This window comes from Cryptosporangium japonicum, assembly GCF_039524755.1.
Lineage (GTDB): Bacteria > Actinomycetota > Actinomycetes > Mycobacteriales > Cryptosporangiaceae > Cryptosporangium > Cryptosporangium japonicum.
Map to the genome: position 1 here is coordinate 145,361 of NZ_BAAAGX010000020.1, position 17,057 is coordinate 162,417.

Below are 17,057 nucleotides of genomic sequence, written 5' to 3' on the forward strand. Positions count from 1 at the left end.
CGCCCTCCAACGCGGCGACCTGGGCGGGCACGTCGGCCCGGACCGGTTCGGGGTGGAGGAACCAGTCGCCGATGCGTGCGGCCAGCGGCTGGGCGGCGCGCCAGCCGCCGGAGACCACGATCTCCGGCGCGACGCCGGGCTGCACGGTCGGCCGCAACCCTCGGGCCCGGAAGTGCCGACCGTCCACGTCGACCGGCTCACCGCTCCACAACCCACGGACGATCCGCGCGAACTCCTCCGCCCGGTGGTCGTCGGGGTGCGGCCCGCTGCGCAGGTCGATCGCGAAGCGCCCGCCGGAGACCCGCGCCGCGACCGCGCCGAAGCGGGCGAGCAGCGCCGGGTGCCAGGCCGCCACCGAGATCGGCGCGACGACCGTGAGCCGCCGCGCGGCGCCGAGCAGGGCCAGCGTGGTCTCGCTGGACAACCCGGCGTCACCGCCGCTGAACACGTAGTCGAGACCGAGGATGTCGGCGAGGGCGGTGAGCCGGCGCGCCTGGGCCACGGCGGCGTCACGGTGGACCGAGGGCGAGAGCTGCGGCCGACCGGTACGACCGACGGACAAGCGGACACCGAACCTCAGGGAAACTGCCATGACCTCACGATAGCAACAATTCCTATCGGTTCAATAGGGATAGGCTGAGGACATGCCCCTGACGCGAGTCGTTCTCGTCGGCGCCGGACCACGGGGAACCGGTCTGCTCGATCGCCTCACCACTCTCGCCCCGACGTTGTTGCCCGGTCGCGACCTGGAGGTACACGTCGTCGACCCGTTCCCGTTCGGCAGCGGACGCCGCTGGCGCGCCGACCAGCCCGAGGTATGGAGCCTCGACGGGCCGTCCCCGCTCACGGACGGTGCGACCGTGCGCGCGTGGGCGGCCGCCAATCCCCGGGTACGCACCCCGCGGCCCGGGGAACCGCTCGCGCGCACGCTCGTCGGCGAGTACCTGACCTGGGCGTTCTGGCGCACGGTCCGGCTCGCTCCCCCGGGTGTCTCGGTACGCACCCACCGGGCGTCGGCGGTGGACCTCGACGACCGGGCGGTCGTGCTCGACACCGGCACCGTGCTGCCCGCCGACGTCGTGCTGCTCGCCCAGGGCCGGCCCGGCTCGCTCCCGACGCCCGGCCAGCGCGCCCGGGCCGAGTTCGCCGACCGCTTCGGCCTGCACCACCGGCGCCCCCGGGACGGCGACCCGGCCGCGCCGGACGACGTCGCGGCCGGTGCCGACGTCGCCGTCCGGGACGTCGGACCGCTCACCGGCGACCTGGTCACGCTGCTGACGCTCGGGCGCGGCGGCCGGTACGTCGACGGCGAGTACCGTCCGACCGGCCTCGAGCCACGCATCCGGCTGCTCCCGCCCGGCCATCCACCGTGGACCGGCGAGCCCTCCCCCGACGCCGCCGCCGCGTGGGCCCGCCGCCGCGCCGCGCTGACCCGCGCCGGTGTGCTCACGGCCGGGAACGCGGTGCGGCCCGACGTCGACCGCCGGGCCTTCGTCCTGGACGACGGCACCGCCACCCGGACGCTGATCGAACCGGACACCGGAACCGGCCCGCTCGCCCGGAGCGACGACACCCTGCTGCGCACGCTGGCCACCCGGGGCGAGCTGGCCGGTTGGAGCGGCACCGGCGCGCTGCTCGACCGGGTCGGGCGCGCCCATCCGCGGCGCTTCGCGTTCGGCGCGCTACCGGGCACGGCCGGGTTCCACCCGGAGAACGACGCGGCCGCACGCCGGGTGCTCGGCCTGCTCGCCGACGTTCCGCCGCGGCGCGTCGCCCGGGCCACCGCGACGATCGAGGTGCGGCGGGTTCCGCTCACCGACCCCGACGTCGTGGGGATGTTCGCCGAGCTCACCGAGGAGTACGCGGCCCGATACGGGCACCGCCACGACCTCTACGCGCTGCCGGACGGCGAGTTCGACCCTCCGCACGGGACCCTGCTCGTCCTCCGCGAGCACGGCGAACCGGTCGCCGGCGGTGCGTTCCGGCGCTACGACGACGACACCGCCGAGCTCAAGCGCATCTGGACGCACACCGATCACCGGGGCCGCGGGCTGGCCCGCCGGGTCGTCGCGGAGCTGGAGCGGGCGGCCGGGGAACTCGGCTACCGGCAGGTCTACCTCACGACCGGTCCGCGCCAGCCCGAGGCGCGTGCGCTCTACCTGGCGGCCGGCTACACCCCGGGCTTCGACGTCACCGCCGACCCCGAGACGGTGGGGCCGCTGGCGTTCCGCAAAAACCTCACTATCCCCACCTGTCAGGTCGGTATTGACGGGAATCAACGAAGTCCCTTATGGTCCCGCCCATGAGCGCGCCAGCACCCACCAAGCCCGCGCCGGTCGACGAGATCAGTACGCTCCGGGTCGTCCCGGCCCGGCACCCGTGGCGCTGGGTGGCCACGGCGATCGTCGCGGTTCTCCTCGCGATGGCGATCAACGCGCTGATCACCAACCCCGCGTGGGATTGGCCCACGGTCGGCGAGTTCGTCGTCAACGCCTCGATCCTGGAGGCCGTCCGGCTCACCGTCGTCCTGACCCTGCTCGGGGTCGGGCTCGGCTTCGTCCTGGGCACCGTGCTCGCGCTGATGCGTATCTCGCACAGCCCCCTGCTGCAGGCGGTGAGCTGGACCTACATCTGGATCTTCCGGTCCGTGCCGCTGATCCTGCAGCTGCTGTTCTGGTACAACCTCGCGATCCTCTACAACGAGATCCGCTTCGGTGTCCCGTTCGGCCCGTCGTTCTTCGGCGTCGGCACGATGGAGCTGATCCCGCCGGTGGCCGCGGCCGCGCTGGGGCTCGCACTGCACCAGGCCGCGTACTCGGCCGAGATCGTGCGCTCGGGGTTCCTGTCCGTCGACTCCGGACAACTCGAAGCCGCGGCCGCGCTGGGCATCCCGCGCACCCGTCAGGTGTGGCGGATCATCCTGCCCCAGGCGATGCGGACGATCATCCCGACCGCGGGCAACGAGGTCGTCGGCATGGTCAAGGGCACGTCGGTGGTCTACATCATGGCGTTGCCCGAGCTCTTCTACCAAGTGCAGGTCGTCTACACACGCAACGGCCGGGTGATCCCGCTGCTGCTGGTGGCCACGTTCTGGTACCTGGTGCTCACCACCGTGCTCACGGTCGTCCAGTACTACGTCGAGCGCTACTACGCCCGCGGCTCGGCCCGCGCGCTGCCCCCGACACCGCTGCAGCGGGTCCGGCGCACGGTCACCGAGGTCCGCGCCCGGGCCCAGCGGCGCCGGGAACAGAGCGAGCTGCTCTCCGGCGGTGCCCGGTGAGCGACGAGGTGATGGTGCGCGTCCGCGGCGTCCACAAGAGCTACGGCGCGCTCGAGGTGCTCAAGGGCGTCGACCTGGACGTGCGCACCGGCGAGGTGGCGGTCGTGCTCGGGCCCTCCGGCTCCGGGAAGTCCACGCTGCTGCGCAGCATCAACCACCTGGAGAAGGTGGACCGCGGATACGTCAGCGTCGGCGGTGAGCTGGTCGGCTACCGGCGCGCCGGCACCAGGCTGCACGAGCTCAAGGAGCGGGAGATCCTGAAGCAGCGCACCCAGATCGGGTTCGTGTTCCAGAGCTTCAACCTGTTCCCGCACCTCACCGCGTTGGAGAACGTCGCGTACGCGCCGGTCGCGTCGCAGGGGCGGCCCCGCCGGGACGTGCTGCCGCTGGCCCGGTCGCTGCTCGAACGCGTCGGCGTCGGCGACAAGGCCGACGCCTACCCGCGCCAACTGTCCGGCGGTCAGCAGCAGCGGGTCGCGATCGCGCGGGCGCTGGCGCTGCAGCCGCGGCTGGTGCTCTTCGACGAACCGACCTCGGCGCTCGACCCCGAGCTGGTCGGCGAGGTGCTCGACGTGATGCGTGACCTGGCCCGCAGCGGCACCACGATGATCGTCGTGAGCCACGAGATCGGCTTCGCCCGCGAGGTGGCCGACACCGTCGTCTTCATGGACGACGGGCGGATCGTCGAGCAGGGGCCGCCGTCCGAGGTGCTCGGCGCACCCCGCCACGAACGCACGAAGGCCTTCCTCGCCAAGGTCCTCTGAGCTTTTCCCCACACCCCCATCGCAAGGAGTTCGTCATGCGCCGTGCCCGAATACTCGCCCTCGTGGCCGCGATTCCGCTGCTCGCGCTGACCGCGTGCGGCGGCTCCGGCTCCGGCGACTCCACCGCCGGGGCCGCACCGGCGCCGAGCGCCGCGGCCGTCAACATCGGCCCCGACCAGAAGCGGGTCCGGGCCGAGAAGGTCGACGCGATCGCGAAGCTGCTGCCGCCGACGATCGTCGCCGAGGGCAAGCTGACGGTCGGCACCACCGGTGACGGCACGCCGCCGCTGTCGTTCCGCGCCACCGACGACAAGACCGTGATCGGGGTCGAGCCGGACATCGCCCAGCTCGTCGCGGACGTGCTCGGCCTGGACCTGAACCTGCAGACCACGTCGTGGGAGAACCTGTTCCTCTCGATCAAGACCGGCCAGTACGACGCCGGGTTCTCGAACATCACGGTCACCGAGGAGCGCAAGGAGATCTACGACTTCGCGACGTACCGCGTCGACACGCTGGCGTTCGAGGCGCTGAAGTCGAAGAAGCTGAAAGTCTCCGGCCCCGCGGACGTCGCGGGCCTGACGATCGGCGTGAGCCCCGGGACCAACCAGGAAGAGGTGCTGCGCCGCTGGGACGAGCAGAACAAGAAGGAGGGGAAGAAGCCGGTCAAGTTCCAGTACTACCAGAAGGCGGCGGACTTCTTCCTGGCGCTGCAGTCCGGCCGGCTGGACGCCTACCTCGGCCCGAACCCGACGCTGGCCTACCACGTCGTGACCAACCCGCTGTTCGAGATCGTCGGCAACGTCAACGGCGGCGGCACGATCCCGGCCCAGATCGCCGCGATGACGAAGAAGGGCAGCGGACTGGTCGAGGCGTACAGCGCCGCGCTCAACGAGGTCATCACGAACGGGAAGTACGCCGAGGTCCTGAAGCGCTGGGGGCTGACCAACGAGTCGCTGCCGAAATCCGAGATCAACCCGCAGGGCCTGCCGAAGAGCTGACGACACCGCGTAGTAGGTTCAGCCCGGAGACAGGGAGGGCACGTGGTCGACGGGCTGGCCACCGCGGTGACGGTCGTGGCGCTGCTGCTGGCGGCGTGGGCGTTGATCGAGGTCATCCGCGGTAAGGCGCCACACCGGCCGCTGCTGGCCGGGGTGGCCGGGTTGGAAGCGCTGCTGGTCGTGCAGGCCGTCGTCGGCTTCGTGAAGCTGGCCACCGACCGCACGCCGGACGAACTGGCGACGTTCGTCGGGTACCTGATCGCGTCGCTGGTCATCCTGCCGATCGGGTACTTCTGGGCCTGGTCGGAGAAGAACCGCTCGGCGACCGCGGTCGTCGGCGTGGCCTGTCTGGTGATCCCGGTGCTCGTGGTGCGGATGAATCAGGTGTGGAGTGCCTGAACCGCAGACCGCCCACGGGCCCGGACGCGTCCTCGTCGCCGTCTACGGGTTGTTCACGCTCGCGGCCGGCGCGCGGGCCGGGGTGCAGCTCGCGACGAAGTTCTCCGAGGCCCCGATCGCGTACCTGCTCTCGGCGTTCGCCGCGCTGGTGTACCTCGGGGCCACCGTGGCGCTGGCCCGGCAGTGGTGGCGCGCCGCACTGGTGTGCTGCTCGATCGAGCTCGTCGGGGTGCTCGCGGTGGGCACCGCCAGCCTGCTGCTCAGCCAGGACTTCCCGGACGCGACGGTCTGGTCGGATTACGGCAGCGGCTACGGGTTCGTCCCGCTCGTCCTTCCGGTACTCGGACTGATCTGGCTATGGCGTACTCGGCCGGACCGGTGAGCGTAACCCTCGACGGTTTGGTCATCGTCCACACCGGTTCCTAAGCTGGCTGGGTTCGGCCCCACCTCCGTCGTTGTCGCGCCCCGGGGAGCACGATGGACACCGCCAGACGCTCGTTCGTGGGACGCGGCCCGGAGCAGGCCCAGTTGGCCGAGGCGTGGGCCGCGACGCGGGCGGGCAGTCCCCGTGTCGTCAGCGTCACCGGGGTTCCCGGCACCGGGAAGTCGCGTCTGATCGAGCACTTCGTCGGCGGCCTGCCCGGCGTCACCACGATCGTGTTGTCCGCCGACGAGAACGAAGTCGACCTGCAGTGGGAGATCCTGCGCCAGGCCGTGTCCCGGCTGCCCGACCCCGGCGCCGCCGAGTCGATACGCACGCTCGACCCGCAGGCCAACCCGGTCTTCGTCGGCGAAGCGCTCGCCGCCGACCTGCAGCGCGTCGCCCCGGCCGTGCTCGTCGTCGACGACGCGCACTGGGCCGACCGGGCCTCGATCGAGGCCATCCGGTACGCCGCGCGGCGGATCAGCGGAGCCCCGGTGATGGTGGTGGTGCTCCACCAGCCGGCCGGGTCGGTGCGGCGCATCCCCGACGGGCGGCCCAACCCCGGCCTGCCCGACGGCTGGCGCCGGATGGTGGAGTCCGATCGCGGGGTGGAGCTGTCGCTGTCCGGGCTGGCACCCGACGAACTCATGCAGCTGGCCGCGCAGGCCGGCCGGTCGGGGCTCTCGCCCGCCGCCGCGGCCCGGCTCTGGCGCCTCACCGACGGCAACCCCTTACACGTCCGTCACCTGCTCCCGCAGCTGTCCATGCGGACGCTGGCCGCGGACAGCAACCCGCTGCCGGCGCCGCACTCGATCTCCGCGACGATCGCGTCCCAGCTGGCGACCTGCCGGGCCCCGGCCCGGGAACTCGTCTCGGCGGCGGCCGTGCTGGGCGAGCGGTTCCGGCTGAGCGACGCCGCCGCCGTGGCCGAACTGTCCGGGCCCGCGCTGCGCAGTGCGATCGCCGAGGCGCTCGACGTCGGGCTGGTGGCCGAGGTGCCCAACAGCGGCGGGCTGGAGTTCGTGTTCGCCGACCGGCTCACCCGCTCGTCGCTCTACCACGACCGGGCCCTGTCCCACCGGCAGGAGCTGCACCGGCGGGCGGCCCGGCTGGGTGGGCCGGCCACGCTGGACCACCGGCTCGCCGCCGCGTCCGGCGGCCCCGACGAGGCGTTGGCCGACGACACCGAGCGCGCCGCACGGGAGCGGTGGAGCCGCGGCGACCTCACCGTCGCGGCCGCGCTATACCGCCACGCGCTCGAGCTGACGCCCCGCGGGCCGGTGCGTTCCGGCCGGGTGCTCACCACCGTCGAGGCGCTGATCGTCGCCGGTGACGCCGCTGGCGCCCAGGACTACGAGATCGACGTGCTGGCCGCGCCGGCCGGTCCCTGGCGCGACTACGTCGCCGGTTACCAGCTGCTGCTGGCCGGCCGCATCCCCGGCGCGAAGGACCAGCTGGAGGCCGCCCTCGCCGCGGTGCGGGCCGGCACCGAGCCGGAACCGGGCGCGCCGGCGCTCGGTGACCTGCACGCACGCATCGCCGCGCAGCTGGCGATCATCGGCATCCTGACGCTCGACTACCGGGAGATGATCCGGTACGGCGAGGAGGCGGTCGGGGCACCGGCCACCGAACCGTGGGTGGCCGCGTACACGCGCTTCTCGCTGGCGATCGGGCTGACGCTCTCCGGCCGGGCCGAGGAGGCGATCGAGGCGCTCGCCGACGCCGACGCCCCCGGCGCGGCCGGTGCCCTCGACGCGCTCTGCGCCCGCGGCATGATCGCGCTCTGGACCGACCGCCTCGCCGACGCCGACCGCGACCTCCGCCAGTCCGTCGCCCGCGCCACCGCCGGCGAGGCGCTGCGCATCGGGCAGGCGCTGGGCTTCCTGGCCGAGGTCGAGTACCGGCGCGGCGAGCTGGACGACGCCGTGCTCCACTCCGAACTCGCGCTCGGCGACGCCGAGGAGAACGTCCGGATCTGGGAGTTCTCGATCCTGCACGCGCTGGCCTGCTACCCACGCGCGGCCCGGGCCGAATGGGCGGCGGCCGAGGCGCACGTGCGCTCGGCCGCGCACTGGGCCAACCTGGTCGGCGCCGGCAGCGGGCTGGCCTACGCGGCGGGCGGGTTCGCCGCGATCGCCCAGGCCAAGGACGACCCGGTGGCCCTGCTCGCGGCGGCCACCGACATCGAGAAGCACTACGACTCCCAGGAACCGGGCACCCACCTGTTCGGGCCGTTGCGCGCGGACGCGTTGGCCCAGCTCGGCCGGCCGGAGGACGCCGACGAGGCTCTGGAGGCGTACCTGTCCCGGCTGGCGCGGCCCGACCGCCGCTCGGCGCTGCTCGGGGTCGCCCGGGTGCGGGCCCGGATCGCGCTGGCCCGCGGGCGGGCCGAGGAGGCGCTGGCCGAGTGCACCGACGCGCTGGCGCTGGCCACCGAGGTCGGCCTGCCCCTGGAGGTGGTCCGCATCAACCTGCTCACCGCGCACGCGCTCGCCGCGCTCGACCGGCCCGCACCGGCCGTGGCCGCGCTGCGCACCGCGCTGCTGCAGGCACGCACGCTCGGCGCCGCCGCGTACGTCGACCAGGCAGCCGAGGCCGCCCGCGCGCTGGGGCTCTCGATCGAGACCCCGGAGGCGGTGTTCGCCGGGCTCACCGCCACCGAGCGCGGCATCGCCCGGCTGATCGGCGCCAACCGCACCAACAAGCAGATCGCCGCCGAGCTGTCGCTGAGCGTCAAGACCGTCGAGGGTCACCTCACCGCGATCTACCGGAAGCTCGGCGTCGACGGACGGCTCGAGCTGCGTGAGCTCGCCACCCGGCCCGCCGCCGGGTGATCCAGGGGTGCTGCCCCCAAACCCCAGGGTCGCCCCCGGAAGACAACGAGGGGTCCGGGTTTTTACGCTGTCTGGCCAGTGGCAGCTACGGGGGGCGGAATGCGTCTCATCATTGAGCTGAGCCAAACCCCGCAGGGAAGGCTCGAGGGCAGCGTCGCGCGCCCTGATTCGGTCGACGAGCTGCAATTCGAAGGGATCGTCGAGCTGGTCGGGGTGCTGGAGCAGCATCTGCGCGCCCCCGGTAACGGCACCGAACCAGGGTGAGCGGCACCGAAGTCCGGGGTCGCTCCCGGTTACGCGCCGTCCCCTCGTCACCGTAGGTTTTCCAGCACACCACACCGGGTGCGGAGCACCAGCAGGGGCCGTTGGGGCTCCCACCCGGTGGGTGGGGGGTGGTGTTCCGGCCCGGGGGGGCCGGCCTGTTCGGTGGACGCCGGCGTCATCGGCGTCCACCGTTCGGGCGTTACTGGGGTACGGCCGCGCCCCGGGTGGGCTCGGTGCGCGGAAGACACACGATGAAGCGGGTGTCCCCCGGGACGCTCTCCACGCTCAGGTCACCGCCGTGCCGGTTCACGACGATGCGCCACGAGATGTCCAGCCCCAGGCCCGTTCCCTCGCCGACACCCTTGGTCGTGAAGAACGGCTCGAAGATCCGCTCCTTGATGTCGTCCGGCACGCCGGACCCGGTGTCGCACACCTCGACCTGCACCGGGCTGTCCGGGTCCTCCGGGCGGCGCAGGCTCGTGCGTATCGTCAGCGTTCCCTTGCCGTTCATCGCCGCGATCGCGTTGACGATGAGGTTCGTCCAGACCTGGTTGAGCTCGCCCGGGTACGCCGGCACCTGCGGAAGCGTCCGGTCGTACTCCTTCACGACCGTGATGTCCTTCTTGTTGATCTTGCCGGAGAGCATCACCAGCGTGCTGTCGATGCCCTCGTGGACGTCGATCCACTGGTGCGGCGCCCGGTCCAGCTGGGAGTACTGCTTCGCCGCGGTGACCAGCTCGGAGATGCGCCCCGACGCCTGCGAGATCTCCATCATCAGCTGCTCGGTCTCGAGCGTGTACCCGATCCAGTGCAGCGCGCTGTCCAGGTGCTGGCCGCCGAGCCGCTCCTCGGCGTCGTCGAGCCAGCCGACGTCGATGCCGGCGGCCACCAGCGTCGGCGCCAGATCCCAGGCGAACGGGACGTCCCGCTCCTCCAGCCAGTCGCCCATCTCGTCCTCGCGGTCGTTGGTCTCGACCGGGGACAGCTCCTTCGCCTTCGCGCACCGCTCGACCGCGTCTTCCTGCAGGTCGACGAGGACCGCGAGCCGCTCGCGGGGAATGTCGCCCCGGGCCAGCGCCGCGAGCTTGTGGCGGGACTTCGCCACGCGCTCACGCAGCAACGACGCCGCCCGCGCGGTGGCCGCGGCCGGGTTGTTCAGCTCGTGGGTGAGGCCCGCGGTGAGGGAGCCGAGCGCCTGCAGTTTCTCCCGGGAGCCGACCGCGGCCTGGCTGGCCTGGCCGCCGAAGTACAGGCCCTCCAGCAGGTGGACGGTCATCGGGAACCAGGTGGAGACGACCGTCCCCCAGTCCGTCGCCGGCAGCACGAAGAACCGGGACGCGGTGAGCGAGGTCAGCGTCTGCAGGTAGCGCTGCTGGACCCGGTCGCCGAGGTAGGACAGGTACGCACCGGCGTACGAGCCGGGCTGGCTGGTGCGCGAGATCTCCACCCGCGCGCCCCCGACGTTGCGGCTCATCTTGATCGTCCCGGACAGCAGGACGAAGAAGCAGGTCGCTTCGTCGCCCTCGGCGTAGACGGTCGCGCCGGCCTCGCGTTCCTCCACCTCGCCGTGCTCGGACAGCCACGTCAGCTGCTCGGGGTCGAGTGCCTCGAACAGGAACAGCTTCTGGAGCTCTGCTGGGCTCACCCGGTCAGCCATCGCGGTGTCCTCCTACGAACTCAGGTAACGGTGAACGAGCGTCACCGCCATGGCGCCTTCGCCGACCGCGGACGCGACCCGCTTCACCGACTGCGACCGGACGTCTCCCGCGACGAAGACACCCGGAACGCTCGTCTCCAAGGGGAACGGATCCCGGTCGGCATTCCATCCCTTCGGCCGGGCCCCGTCTTCGCCGAGCAGGTCGGTGCCGGCCAGCACGAACCCGGCCTCGTCGCGCACCAGCACACCGTCCATCCAGTCGGTGAGCGGAGCAGCGCCGATGAACACGAAGCAGAAGCCCGCGTCGACGGGCTCGATCTCGCCGGTGTCCTCGTTCTTCAGGTCGATCCGCTGGAGGCGGCCCTCCCCCAGGCAGGCGCAGACCGTGGTGCGGGTCTGCACCTGGACGTTCTCGATCTCGGCCAGCTGCTTGATCAGGTACGCCGACATCGACGCCTCGAGGTTCGCGCCGCGCACGACCAACCGCACCTTCGAGGCGTGGCGGGAGAAGAAGACCGCCGCCTGGCCCGCGGAGTTGGCGCCGCCGACGATGACGACCTCCTGGCCGGCGCAGGCCGGTGCCTCCACCGCCGCCGAGCCGTAGTAGACCCCGCGCCCGGTCAGGTCGTCGATGCCGCTGGCCTGCAGCCGCCGGTAGGACACGCCGGTGGCCAGCACGACCGCGTGCGCCGCGATCTCGGTGCCGTCCTCGAACTTCACGCCACGGGCCGAGCCCTTGACGATCAGCTCGCAGGCCTTGCGCGTGGTGAGGATCTCGGCGCCGAACTTGATCGCCTGCCGGCGGGCGCGGTCGGTGAGCTGGGCGCCGCTGACGCCGTCGGGGAAGCCCAGGTAGTTCTCGATGCGTGAGCTCTGCCCGGCCTGGCCGCCGGTGGCCTGCTGCTCGACCAGGACGGTCCTTAACCCCTCGGAGGCCGCGTAGACCGCGGCGCCGAGCCCGGCCGGGCCGCCCCCGACGATGATCACGTCGTAGAACTTCTCGGTCGGGTTGGTCGCCAGACCCACCCGGGTGGCCAGCTCGTTCGGCGACGGGTTGCGCAGCACCTCCCCCTCCGGCGTGACCACGAGCGGGATGACGTCGGGCGCCTGCGGGTCGGCGTCGGCCGATTCGAGCAGCCGCCGCCCCTCCGACGAGTCGGCCAGATACCAGCGGTAGGGCACCTGGTTGCGGGCCAGGAAGTCACGCAGCTCGAACGAGGCCGGCGAGAACTGGTGCCCGACGACCTTGATCTCCTCGACCGGCGAGTCGCCGGCGGCCTGCCAGGTGGCGATCAGCGCGTCGACGACCGGATAGAGCTTCTCCTCCGGCGGGTCCCACGGCTTGAGCAGGTAGTGGTCGACGTCGACCACGTTGATCGCCTGGATCGCGGCGTCGGTGTCGGCGTACGCGGTGAGCAGCGCACGCCGGGCCCGCGGGAACAGGTCCATCGCGGCCTCGAGGAACTCGATGCCGTTCATCTGCGGCATCCGGTAGTCGGCGAGGATCGCCGCCACCCGGTCGCCGCGCAGCTTGATCTCCTTGAGCGCGTCGAGCGCTTGCGGACCGGAGTCGGCCCGCATCACCCGGTAGTCCTCGCCGTACCGACGCCGCAGGTCGCGCGCTACGGCACGCGACACCGACGGATCGTCGTCGACGGTGAGCAGGACCGGCTTGCCCATCAGCCCTCCCGGACACGCAGGGCGCGGACGCGCCCTGACCGCTGTCTAGTCTGCCCTGCCGCGGGAGCGTCGGCACCGGTCAGCCCGGTCTTTGCTGAAACAGGGCCTAGCCCGGCCAGCCGGTCTGTTCGGCGGTCAGCCCGTGGAGCCGGGCGAAGAGCAGTTTCGCCTGGCCGCGGGCGTCGGCGATGATCGCGTCGGGCTCGCTCAGATCGGCCTCGGTGCGCCAGACGAACGGGTGGTCGGTGGTGCCCGCGGTGCCCGACGCGGCGAGCGCGACGAACTGGTGGTCGACGTGCACGTGGTCGGCGTCGGTGTGGCGGTCCGGGCCGACCGGGATCTCGACGGTCCACCACGGCGGGGACACCGGCCGGTGCGGGTAACCGTCGGGGTAGCGCTCGTGGTGCGGCGGCAGCAGCGTGGCGGTGAGGCCGGTCTCCTCGGCCACCTCGCGCAGCGCCGCCTCGGCCGGGGTCTCGTCGGGCTCGACGTGGCCGCCGGGCGGAATCCAGACGCCGAGCCGCGGGTGGAAGACCAGCCCCAGGCAGTACCGCCCGTCGACGAGCCCGAACGTGAAGACCGTCGCGGTCGCCTCCTTGATCACCCCGCGCACGCTACCCAGTCGTCGCGGCCGCCCCTTCGTAGGGATGACGACCGATGTCCGATCCGGCCCGCGCGGCGACGCTGGGTCGCGTCAACTCCACGGAAGGAGCACACATGCGTGGAATCACACGCGTCGTGGCCGCGCTCGCCGTCGCCGCGTCGGCGCTGGTGACGCTCACGGCCACCCCGGCCACGGCCGCCGCCCCGTCGGCGTTCCCGAACACCGTGCCGACCGCGGCCCTCACCGGCATCACGGTGCTGTTCGGCACGCAGGCCGACAACAAGGACCGCGGGTCCTACGCGAACATCACCATCCTCACCAAGACCGGCGCCGTCGCCGGGAAGATCTTCGACCACTACTACGAGTTCGACGAGAACACTTCCAACGGCCCGTTCCCCTTCCTCACCACCCCGGGATCACGGCCGCCGATCTGAGCAACGGGTTGCTCCAGTTCGAATTCGTCGCGTGGTACCACGACACGTGGGAGTTCGGATACGGCATCACGATGTACTTCTCCGACGGCACCAAGTACGTGTTCGGCGAGGGCCATAAAACGGTCACCGACCACCAGCACTTCGATCTCCCCTTCGGGGTGAAGTCGCAGGTGAAGGTGCCCGACGTCCGCGGCGACAGCAAGGCCGACGCGACCGCGGCACTGAAGGCGGCCGGCCTGGACGTCGGCACGGTCACGCTCCGCCCGGACCCGGTCTGCAACTACATCGACACGGTCATGGAGGAGCAGCCGGACCCGGGGCGGCTCGCCGACGTCGGCTCCGCCGTGAATCTCGTCATCGGTACCAAGCCCACGACACGTTGTCTCTGACCGGAGGAGCACCGATGCGGTTCCTGGTACGACTCACGACGCTGGCCGCGACGGTGGCGGCGCTGCTCGTCCCGTCGGCGGCGTCCGCCACGGCGCCGACCGCGACGCTCACCGCCGCGACGATCACGTTCACCACCAACGACGACGACAAGGACGCCGACACCCAGGTCCTCGTCGACATCACCGCCGCGGACGGCCGGCCGGTGGCGTCCCGGCACGACCAGTACTCGCACTTCGACGACGATTCCGTGCACGGTCCGTACGGGTTGTACGTGTTCGAGGGGATCACCGCGGCGAACCTCGTCCCGGGATCACTGCGGATCGCCGACCAGTCCTCGGTCTGGGACACCTGGAAGTTCGGCTACCGGGTCACGCTGACGTTCTCCGACGGCACGACGTACGTGGTCAGCGAGAAGTACAAGCAGCTCGACGACTGGGACTCGTTCACCACCTCGTTCGCGGTCGTCGCGCAGGCGAGGGTGCCGGATCTGCGGGGCAGGTCGCAGACCGAGGCCACGGCCGCGCTCAAGGCCGTCGGGCTCGTCGTCGGTACGGTCTTCACCAAGAAGGCCAGCCGCTGTGAGGACGTCGGAACGGTGTTGTCGTCGTCGCCCAGCGCCGGCACCCCGCTCGACGCCGGCCGCAAGGTCGACATCACGATCGGCACCAAACCGTCGATCCCCTGCGTGTAGGCGGCACCGTCGGGGTCGTCCGTCGCGCGGACGGCCCCGACCGGGCGGTGATCATCTCCCCCGCCACTCAGCGCGCCGCTCCCGCGCGGAGCCAGCCGACGTAGTCGGCGACGGCGGCCTCGAGGTCGAAAGCCGGCCGGTAGCCGGTGTCCTCGGCCAGCCGCGAGACGTCCAGGTGGGCGGCCGCCGGTCGGGGACCGGCGCGCAGCGGCACGACCGCGTCCGGCACCGCCGCTCGCAGCGCCTCGGCGAACCGGGCGTTGGTGACGGCGGTGCCGCCGCTGACGTTGTAGGTGGGGTGGCCCAGGCGGGGCGCGGTGGCCAGCAGCGCGAGTGCGCGTCCGCAGTCGCGCGCATAGCCCAGGTCGATCGCGTCGTCGGCGTACGCGTCCGGGGACGGGGTGCCGTGCACCGCGGCGTGCACCAGAGCAGGCACGGCCGTGAACGGCGACGACGGCCGGCCGCCCGGCCCCCAGATCGCGCCGATCCGGGCGTGCACCGCGCCGTCGAACGCCAGTGGCGCCAGGAGTTCCGAGGCCCGCTTCGCGGCCGGGATGGTGAACGACGTGGTCGGCGGCAACGAGGCGTCCTCCCGCCAGACCGGACCGGGCACCCCCGCGTAGACGCCGATAGTGCTGGCGAACACGACCCGCCCGACGCCCCGTTCGGCGGCGATCGCCGCGACGTTCAGCGTGGACGACAGAGTGGCCCGCAGTGCCTCGGCCACCGGCACCGTGGACCGGTGCACCGCGGCCAGGTGCACGATGCCGCTGATCGGATACTTCTGGCTCACCGCCCGTAAGGCGCCCAGGTCGGTGCAGTCGGCCTCCGCGCGCCCGATCGGGAGGCACTCCTCGCCGAGGTCGCGCAGCGCCGCCACGGTGTGCGATCCGAGGAAGCCCCGCCCGCCGGTCACGAGAATCATGGTCCGCTCCATTCATTAGCTAGCTAACGTTAGCTGGCTAATGAATTGCGGGGCAATACGCTCCGGAACATGACCGACCTTCTCCGGCTGTTCACGCGGGCGCACAAGTTGTTGCAGGCCGCGTCGGACGAGGCGATGAGCGCGCACGGTGTGCGGGTGGGGCAGAACCTCGTGCTCGAGGTGCTCTGGGCCGAGGACGGCCTCACACCGGGTGAGCTCGCCGGGCGGCTCAAGGTGAGCACGCCGACCGTGGTGAACGCCGCGACGCGGATGGAGGCGGCCGGCCTGATTACGCGCCGGCGCGACGACGCGGACGCCCGGCTGGTGCGCCTGCACCTGACCGACGCCGGGCGCGCGGCCGAGAAACCCGTAGGGGCCGCCCGGGCCGCGCTCGCCCAGCGTGTCACCGCCGAGCTGACGCCCGAGGAGCGCGCCGCGACCGAGTCGGCCCTGCGAAAAATCATCCGGACCCTAGACCCGGAGAGCTAGTCCGATGTGGCCCTGAAGCGTGAAGACGCCGGTCCTTCCCGTCCCTACCGTGCGGTCATGAAACGAATCCTCATCATTTCCACGGCACTGGCCACGCTGGCCAGCGTGGCGGCGGCGCACCCTCCGCCCCTCCTCCACCAGGACGCGAACGCGCTGATTCGACAAGGGGCGCCGAGCGTGATCGCCGAGGTGGTCACCCCGGACGGCTCCGCCACCGTGCGTGCGGGGGCGGTACCGAAGCACGCGAAGTTCCGGATCGGCAGCGCCACGAAGACGTTCACCGCCGCGGTGGCGCTCCAACTGGTCGGGGAAGGCCGGCTCGGGTTGGAGGACCCGGTGGAGAGGTGGCTGCCGGGCGTCGTGCGCGGACACGGCAACGACGGACGGCGGATCACCGTGCGGCAGCTGCTCCAGCAGACCAGCGGCCTGCCGAACTACGCCGCGAGGATCACGTTCCTCGGCTCGAAGAAGGACTACGACGCCGAAGCGCTGACCGCGACCACGCCTGCGCACCTGCTCGCGCTCGCGCTCAGTCAGCCGCCGGCGTTCGCGCCCGGCACGCGCTGGGACTACTCCAACACCAACTACGTGCTGGCCGGGATGGTGATCGAGCGGGTCACCGGGCACGGTTGGGAGTCCGAGGTCGAGCGACGCATCCTCCGGCCGCTCCGGCTGCGGGACACCTCGGTCCCCCGCACGGAGCTGGACGTCCCGGCCCCGCACGCCGTCGGGTACCACCGGTTCCCCGCGGGCCAGGAGCAGTTCGGACCGCGGGTGGACACGACCCGGTTCAGCCCCACCTGGGCCGACGCGGCGGGGTCGATGATCAGTACGACCTCGGACCTCAACCGGTTCTTCCGTGCCCTGCTCGGCGGGCGGGTGCTCGCGCCGGCGCAGCTCGCGGAGATGACGACGACAGTGCCGGCACCGCCGTTCGCCGACGCGTGGAAGAACCCGCGCTACGGGCTCGGCCTGCAGTGGAGCGAGACGCCGTGTGGCGGGATGTGGTCGCACAGCGGGGACATCCCCGGGTACAGCACCCGGGACGGGATCAGTGAGGACGGCACCCGCAGCGTCGTCGTCTCGATCAACGACGACACGCTGCGCCCCGAGCCGGGCGAGCTGGACCCGACGACCGATCTCGTCAACCACGCCCTCTGCGGCAGCTGACCGGGCTCTCGACGGCCAACCGGGCCTTCCCGCGAGGGCGTAGGCCCGGTTGGC

Annotated in this window: 18 protein-coding genes; 13 read left to right on the top strand and 5 right to left on the bottom strand. The window is 72.1% G+C overall.

The window, feature by feature from the left end:
- Positions 1 to 592, bottom strand: a 592-nt coding sequence (locus ABD437_RS25795) for an LLM class flavin-dependent oxidoreductase (RefSeq protein WP_344651506.1), incomplete at its 3' end; no start/stop codon positions are given.
- Positions 593 to 644: 52 nt separating this feature from the next.
- Here ABD437_RS25795 and ABD437_RS43090 point away from each other — a divergent pair.
- The 8 genes from ABD437_RS43090 (at position 645) to ABD437_RS25840 (ending at position 8,963) form a co-directional block, all read left to right on the top strand.
- Positions 645 to 2,306: a GNAT family N-acetyltransferase gene (locus ABD437_RS43090; protein WP_425558235.1), complete on the top strand. Its 1,662-nt coding sequence runs from the start codon at positions 645 to 647 to the stop codon at positions 2,304 to 2,306.
- Positions 2,303 to 3,280, top strand: a complete 978-nt coding sequence (locus ABD437_RS25810) for an amino acid ABC transporter permease (RefSeq protein ID WP_344651507.1) — start codon at positions 2,303 to 2,305, stop codon at positions 3,278 to 3,280. The genes ABD437_RS43090 and ABD437_RS25810 overlap by 4 nt, the downstream gene beginning before the upstream one ends.
- Before the next feature lie 11 nt (positions 3,281 to 3,291).
- Entirely contained in the window at positions 3,292 to 4,044 is a 753-nt protein-coding gene (locus tag ABD437_RS25815; RefSeq protein ID WP_344651742.1) for an amino acid ABC transporter ATP-binding protein, read from the top strand.
- Positions 4,045 to 4,079: 35 nt separating this feature from the next.
- Entirely contained in the window at positions 4,080 to 5,042 is a 963-nt protein-coding gene (locus ABD437_RS25820; protein WP_344651508.1) for an ABC transporter substrate-binding protein, read from the top strand.
- Positions 5,043 to 5,084: 42 nt separating this feature from the next.
- The gene (locus tag ABD437_RS25825; RefSeq protein WP_344651509.1) at positions 5,085 to 5,441 is read left to right on the top strand and encodes a hypothetical protein; all 357 of its coding nucleotides are present in this window, start codon (positions 5,085 to 5,087) and stop codon (positions 5,439 to 5,441) included.
- Positions 5,434 to 5,823: a hypothetical protein gene (locus ABD437_RS25830; RefSeq protein WP_344651510.1), complete on the top strand. Its 390-nt coding sequence runs from the start codon at positions 5,434 to 5,436 to the stop codon at positions 5,821 to 5,823. Before ABD437_RS25825 ends, ABD437_RS25830 begins: the two co-directional genes overlap by 8 nt.
- Positions 5,824 to 5,918: 95 nt before the next feature.
- On the top strand, positions 5,919 to 8,699 hold the full coding sequence (locus ABD437_RS25835; protein WP_344651511.1) for an ATP-binding protein: 2,781 nt from the start codon (positions 5,919 to 5,921) through the stop codon (positions 8,697 to 8,699).
- A gap of 99 nt (positions 8,700 to 8,798) precedes the next feature.
- On the top strand, positions 8,799 to 8,963 hold the full coding sequence (locus ABD437_RS25840; RefSeq protein ID WP_344651512.1) for a hypothetical protein: 165 nt from the start codon (positions 8,799 to 8,801) through the stop codon (positions 8,961 to 8,963).
- Positions 8,964 to 9,162: 199 nt separating this feature from the next.
- On the opposite strand, the gene ABD437_RS25845 is transcribed toward ABD437_RS25840, so the two are convergent.
- The 3 genes from ABD437_RS25845 to ABD437_RS25855 all read right to left on the bottom strand — a co-directional run bounded on the left by ABD437_RS25845 (position 9,163) and on the right by ABD437_RS25855 (position 12,904).
- On the bottom strand, positions 9,163 to 10,620 hold the full coding sequence (locus ABD437_RS25845) for an ATP-binding protein (protein ID WP_344651513.1): 1,458 nt from the start codon (positions 10,618 to 10,620) through the stop codon (positions 9,163 to 9,165).
- Positions 10,621 to 10,632: 12 nt separating this feature from the next.
- Complete coding sequence (locus ABD437_RS25850) at positions 10,633 to 12,300, bottom strand: NAD(P)/FAD-dependent oxidoreductase (protein WP_344651514.1); 1,668 nt, start codon at positions 12,298 to 12,300, stop codon at positions 10,633 to 10,635.
- A 106-nt stretch (positions 12,301 to 12,406) separates the two neighbouring features.
- On the bottom strand, positions 12,407 to 12,904 hold the full coding sequence (locus ABD437_RS25855) for an NUDIX domain-containing protein (RefSeq protein ID WP_344651515.1): 498 nt from the start codon (positions 12,902 to 12,904) through the stop codon (positions 12,407 to 12,409).
- A 113-nt stretch (positions 12,905 to 13,017) separates the two neighbouring features.
- Here ABD437_RS25855 and ABD437_RS25860 point away from each other — a divergent pair, with 113 nt between their 5' ends.
- The 3 genes from ABD437_RS25860 to ABD437_RS25870 are packed head-to-tail and all read left to right on the top strand — an operon-like array spanning position 13,018 to position 14,419.
- Positions 13,018 to 13,338 carry a hypothetical protein gene (locus ABD437_RS25860; RefSeq protein WP_344651516.1) on the top strand — a complete coding sequence of 107 codons (321 nt, stop codon included), beginning with the start codon at positions 13,018 to 13,020 and terminating at the stop codon, positions 13,336 to 13,338.
- A gap of 8 nt (positions 13,339 to 13,346) precedes the next feature.
- A complete protein-coding gene (locus ABD437_RS25865; RefSeq protein WP_344651517.1) occupies positions 13,347 to 13,727 on the top strand; it encodes a PASTA domain-containing protein in 381 nt (126 codons plus the stop codon).
- Positions 13,728 to 13,741: 14 nt separating this feature from the next.
- On the top strand, positions 13,742 to 14,419 hold the full coding sequence (locus ABD437_RS25870; RefSeq protein ID WP_344651518.1) for a PASTA domain-containing protein: 678 nt from the start codon (positions 13,742 to 13,744) through the stop codon (positions 14,417 to 14,419).
- Positions 14,420 to 14,486: 67 nt separating this feature from the next.
- Here ABD437_RS25870 and ABD437_RS25875 read toward each other — a convergent pair whose 3' ends face one another.
- Entirely contained in the window at positions 14,487 to 15,344 is an 858-nt protein-coding gene (locus ABD437_RS25875) for an NAD-dependent epimerase/dehydratase family protein (protein ID WP_344651519.1), read from the bottom strand.
- 69 nt (positions 15,345 to 15,413) lie between these two features.
- Between ABD437_RS25875 and ABD437_RS25880 the strand changes: the two genes are divergently transcribed.
- Positions 15,414 to 15,833: a MarR family winged helix-turn-helix transcriptional regulator gene (locus ABD437_RS25880; protein WP_344651520.1), complete on the top strand. Its 420-nt coding sequence runs from the start codon at positions 15,414 to 15,416 to the stop codon at positions 15,831 to 15,833.
- A gap of 57 nt (positions 15,834 to 15,890) precedes the next feature.
- Entirely contained in the window at positions 15,891 to 17,003 is a 1,113-nt protein-coding gene (locus ABD437_RS25885) for a serine hydrolase domain-containing protein (RefSeq protein WP_344651521.1), read from the top strand.
- Positions 17,004 to 17,057 lie beyond the last annotated feature (54 nt).

Coding starts and splice junctions, on each gene's coding strand:
- ABD437_RS25850 (WP_344651514.1), bottom strand. CDS start 12,300: ATGGGCAAGCCGGTCCTGCTCACCGTCGACGACGATCCGTCGGTGTCG.
- ABD437_RS25870 (WP_344651518.1), top strand. CDS start 13,742: ATGCGGTTCCTGGTACGACTCACGACGCTGGCCGCGACGGTGGCGGCG.
- ABD437_RS25835 (WP_344651511.1), top strand. CDS start 5,919: ATGGACACCGCCAGACGCTCGTTCGTGGGACGCGGCCCGGAGCAGGCC.
- ABD437_RS25810 (WP_344651507.1), top strand. CDS start 2,303: ATGAGCGCGCCAGCACCCACCAAGCCCGCGCCGGTCGACGAGATCAGT.
- ABD437_RS25880 (WP_344651520.1), top strand. CDS start 15,414: ATGACCGACCTTCTCCGGCTGTTCACGCGGGCGCACAAGTTGTTGCAG.
- ABD437_RS43090 (WP_425558235.1), top strand. CDS start 645: ATGCCCCTGACGCGAGTCGTTCTCGTCGGCGCCGGACCACGGGGAACC.
- ABD437_RS25860 (WP_344651516.1), top strand. CDS start 13,018: ATGCGTGGAATCACACGCGTCGTGGCCGCGCTCGCCGTCGCCGCGTCG.
- ABD437_RS25885 (WP_344651521.1), top strand. CDS start 15,891: ATGAAACGAATCCTCATCATTTCCACGGCACTGGCCACGCTGGCCAGC.
- ABD437_RS25815 (WP_344651742.1), top strand. CDS start 3,292: ATGGTGCGCGTCCGCGGCGTCCACAAGAGCTACGGCGCGCTCGAGGTG.
- ABD437_RS25840 (WP_344651512.1), top strand. CDS start 8,799: ATGCGTCTCATCATTGAGCTGAGCCAAACCCCGCAGGGAAGGCTCGAG.
- ABD437_RS25845 (WP_344651513.1), bottom strand. CDS start 10,620: ATGGCTGACCGGGTGAGCCCAGCAGAGCTCCAGAAGCTGTTCCTGTTC.
- ABD437_RS25820 (WP_344651508.1), top strand. CDS start 4,080: ATGCGCCGTGCCCGAATACTCGCCCTCGTGGCCGCGATTCCGCTGCTC.
- ABD437_RS25875 (WP_344651519.1), bottom strand. CDS start 15,344: ATGATTCTCGTGACCGGCGGGCGGGGCTTCCTCGGATCGCACACCGTG.